The sequence below is a fragment of the Lysinibacillus sp. NPDC047702 genome (assembly GCF_050272555.1).
In the GTDB taxonomy this organism is placed as follows: Bacteria; Bacillota; Bacilli; order Bacillales_A; family Planococcaceae; genus Lysinibacillus.
Genome location: NZ_JBNNMG010000129.1, coordinates 1 through 3,108 on the forward strand (window position 1 = coordinate 1; position 3,108 = coordinate 3,108).

Sequence of the window (3,108 nt, forward strand, 5' to 3'; positions counted from 1 at the left end):
TTTGTCATCTTAGACACTCCTAGTAAATTGTTAAGATTATTATACTTTATAAACTCCCAATTCACTGTGTCCATAATTTAGACTAACATCATTATTACTGAATAGATTTCTAAAAAAATCGCCCTTATCTTACTAAATTAGGAGTAATTGCTAATCATATTTGTTGCAATATTACCATTTATATACCAACCAACACTTGCCTATGTTATGATTTCTTTAGAGATATAATTTTCATTTAGTATGATTGGAAAAAATTTAGAGGTGAGTATTCTGGAAAAAAGTATTCAAAAATGGGCAATTTATGGGTTTTTTATTTCATTAGCTTTATCTATCTTACTTGTGGACTACAAGGAAACTTACGATTTTGATGGTGGTTATTCAACAGTGTATGTACCTGTGTATGATTATATTGTTTCTATCATTCGATATAGTGTAATAGGTGCATTTGCAGGAGTGATTGTAGGTTGGGGTTTTGGTAGAAGAATATATGAGGATAAAGAATAAATCCAAACAATACCCCATCCCATCACATATCAATCTAAGGGCTAGTGCGTAAAATTCCCTAAGCCCTTTGTTTATATCTTCACAACCTCTCTTGTAGCTTTACTCATAAGTTGTGATACCACTTTTATTTTATGAGAGCTATCGTTAGCACCTACTTTTCTCTATGTAAATATCTATCTGTAATCACTCGCTTTAATCAATGAAACAATTTGGCCTGTGTATCGCCGCTCTTTCATCTATTTGTCCATTGGTGCAATTAATACAGGTTTTTGATGTGATTCATCATGTATAAGCGATTGATTAGTTTAGTAGCGTTTTAGACGCTGTCGTATCGCCTGCTGTAACAGCTAATCTTCCTTGTTAGTGCTACAAGCATCTACACCCATATTTTAATAAATATGTTACACTATACCAAACAACAGATTGATTCAGTTATTGTGTTTATGATTATTCCTCATATATGCAAGTCCTTTTGTTATGCTTCCTCAACCTCTCCTGTAGCTTAACACAAGACTTTGTAGCTCCCATCAAGCAATCTGTGTCAATGAATTTAGTTATGAAAGGTTCGAGGAGTGTCAAGAAAGGATTTTTTTAACAAAAAGAAAAGATGACTTTTATAGTCACCTTTTCACTTGTATGTAGCAATTTAGTTATTGAATATTTGTTCGTAACGGTGGAAGAATGCCACTGTGTGCGCTCTTGCTAGAGAATCATTTGGTTTAAACTCTTCATTTGTTTTAGTAGTTGTTAAACCATTATCACGAAAGAATTTAATAGCTTCTGACTGAGATACAGTCTTACCATAATGCATTGAAGCTAAGATACGAGCGAAGTTACCCCGTGTGATATCCTTCCCTGCAATGGCTTGTTTGGATGCTGTGTTTGCACCTAGTACTGGTAGAGAGTATTTTGTAGCCAGTTGGTAGTTTACGTCTCCATACCATGAAGTTTTAGCTATCGTTGAAGCTAGTTCTGATGGTTTGAAGTAACGAAATAGGATAGATAACATTTGGTTTTCCGTTAAGTTATTGTACGGTTTAAGTAAGTTTTCGTACTTACCTGTTGATGGGTTTTTCACGTTTGGGTCTCCACTGATGATACCGATGTTGACTGCCCACTTAAAATCCTCAGCCCAGTATTGGTTTGCATTGTAATCAGCAAACTTTGATACATCAACGTTACCCGTTGTTGGCGGTGTTACCGGAGGTGTTGGCGTTGAAGCTGAGTAGTTTAAATAACTTGATGCTACATACCCCTCTGTCCCGTCACTTCTTTTCACAGGATACCAAACAAAATGGTTTTTCTTCGTTGATACTTTTTCATATTCAAAAGGACCCGTAATGGTAACAATTTCGCCTTCACGTAAAGTACCCATAGAAGGACTATCCGTAGAAGGTCTTGACCTAAATTTTACATTAGTTGTTGTTGCACTAACTTTTTGATTTGTTTCAAAAAAATACTTTGATTTGTTTAATGGTAAATCAAAAGGATAGTTCATCGCTGAAAATTTAATATTTTCCCTGCTGTTAGAGTCATATTGAAAATGTTCGCGTGTAAAAGGCAGCTCTACTAAGTCTATTAATTCCAATTTCTCAATAATTCGGAGAATTCTTTCTTGATAGGCATTTGCATTTCTTTCACCAGTTGCTTGGACAATTGGACTATTTACTGGCTTAGTACCATTATAAGCCATGATAGCGAAGTACCAATGTTCCAGTACATCTCTTTCTCCACTGTTGATGCTAGGTAAATCCTTCCGCTTAAACATATTATCTAGAGTCTCTACACCAGCTTGAATATTATAGACAATATCGCTTTTTAATCTATCTTGATTGTAGCCTGCTTGATTTGTAATTTGCATAATGCCTATTCCATTATCAGCTGACACAATCGCTTCACCATTCACATCGAAATGACGCCAATTTCCACTTTCACCTTCCGCTATTGCCTTCACAATTTCAGGAGGAACATCATATTTCAGTGCTGTTTCGGTTAACAAACAGTTCATTGTGGAATAATCAGGGTTTTTTTTCGATGCCGAATCATACTCACATGTATTTTCAATATTATTAGCTAATACATTTTTATCTATATTTATAGATAGAGAGATGGCACCAATGGCAATAACACTAATCAATGGTTTCAATATCTTTTTCATATCTGATTATTACACTTCCTTTCATATTTTCTAAAGTTAAAAGATTCCATATATATGTTATCATAAACCCAATATTTGAGATAGAGGTAATAGTCAATGTTTCTATCATTTAACAGGATTGAGTGATAAATGATAGCTCTAACATATATTGTTTAATTTGATGAAAAGGTTGTAGATAGTAATTGTTGGATTTTTACTTTTTTGTGAAATAGGTAAGCTTCCTAAAGTCCATTGTAACAAGCCGCCCCAGCCAAATCCACCACTGTTGTTTCTATCGACGTTCATTTGCTTCAAAATCAATAATTGTACTTTTTGGCACTATATATAATAGAGGTTAAATAGATCTACTACCTCTAAATGAGCAAATACTCTTCAAATAATTACCATTAAGCAAAATAAAAAGACAGAATTCACCCTTTTGGTTAAAATGAAAGCTCTAACCCAAT

Annotated in this window: 2 protein-coding genes; one reads left to right on the forward strand and one right to left on the reverse strand. The window is 34.1% G+C overall.

The features are described 5' to 3' along the window. Nucleotides 1–261 precede the first annotated feature (261 nt). The gene (locus ACQKIM_RS27860) at nucleotides 262–504 is read left to right on the forward strand and encodes a hypothetical protein (protein WP_427550197.1); all 243 of its coding nucleotides are present in this window, start codon (nucleotides 262–264) and stop codon (nucleotides 502–504) included. Between the two features lie 646 nt (nucleotides 505–1,150). Here the strand turns inward: ACQKIM_RS27860 and ACQKIM_RS27865 are convergent. After that, nucleotides 1,151–2,662, reverse strand: a complete 1,512-nt coding sequence (locus ACQKIM_RS27865) for an SH3 domain-containing protein (protein WP_427550199.1) — start codon at nucleotides 2,660–2,662, stop codon at nucleotides 1,151–1,153. Nucleotides 2,663–3,108: the final 446 nt, after the last annotated feature.

Bases quoted from the DNA above. Each gene is read 5' to 3' on its own strand.
- ACQKIM_RS27865 (WP_427550199.1), bottom strand. From the start codon at position 2,662: ATGAAAAAGATATTGAAACCATTGATTAGTGTTATTGCCATTGGTGCC.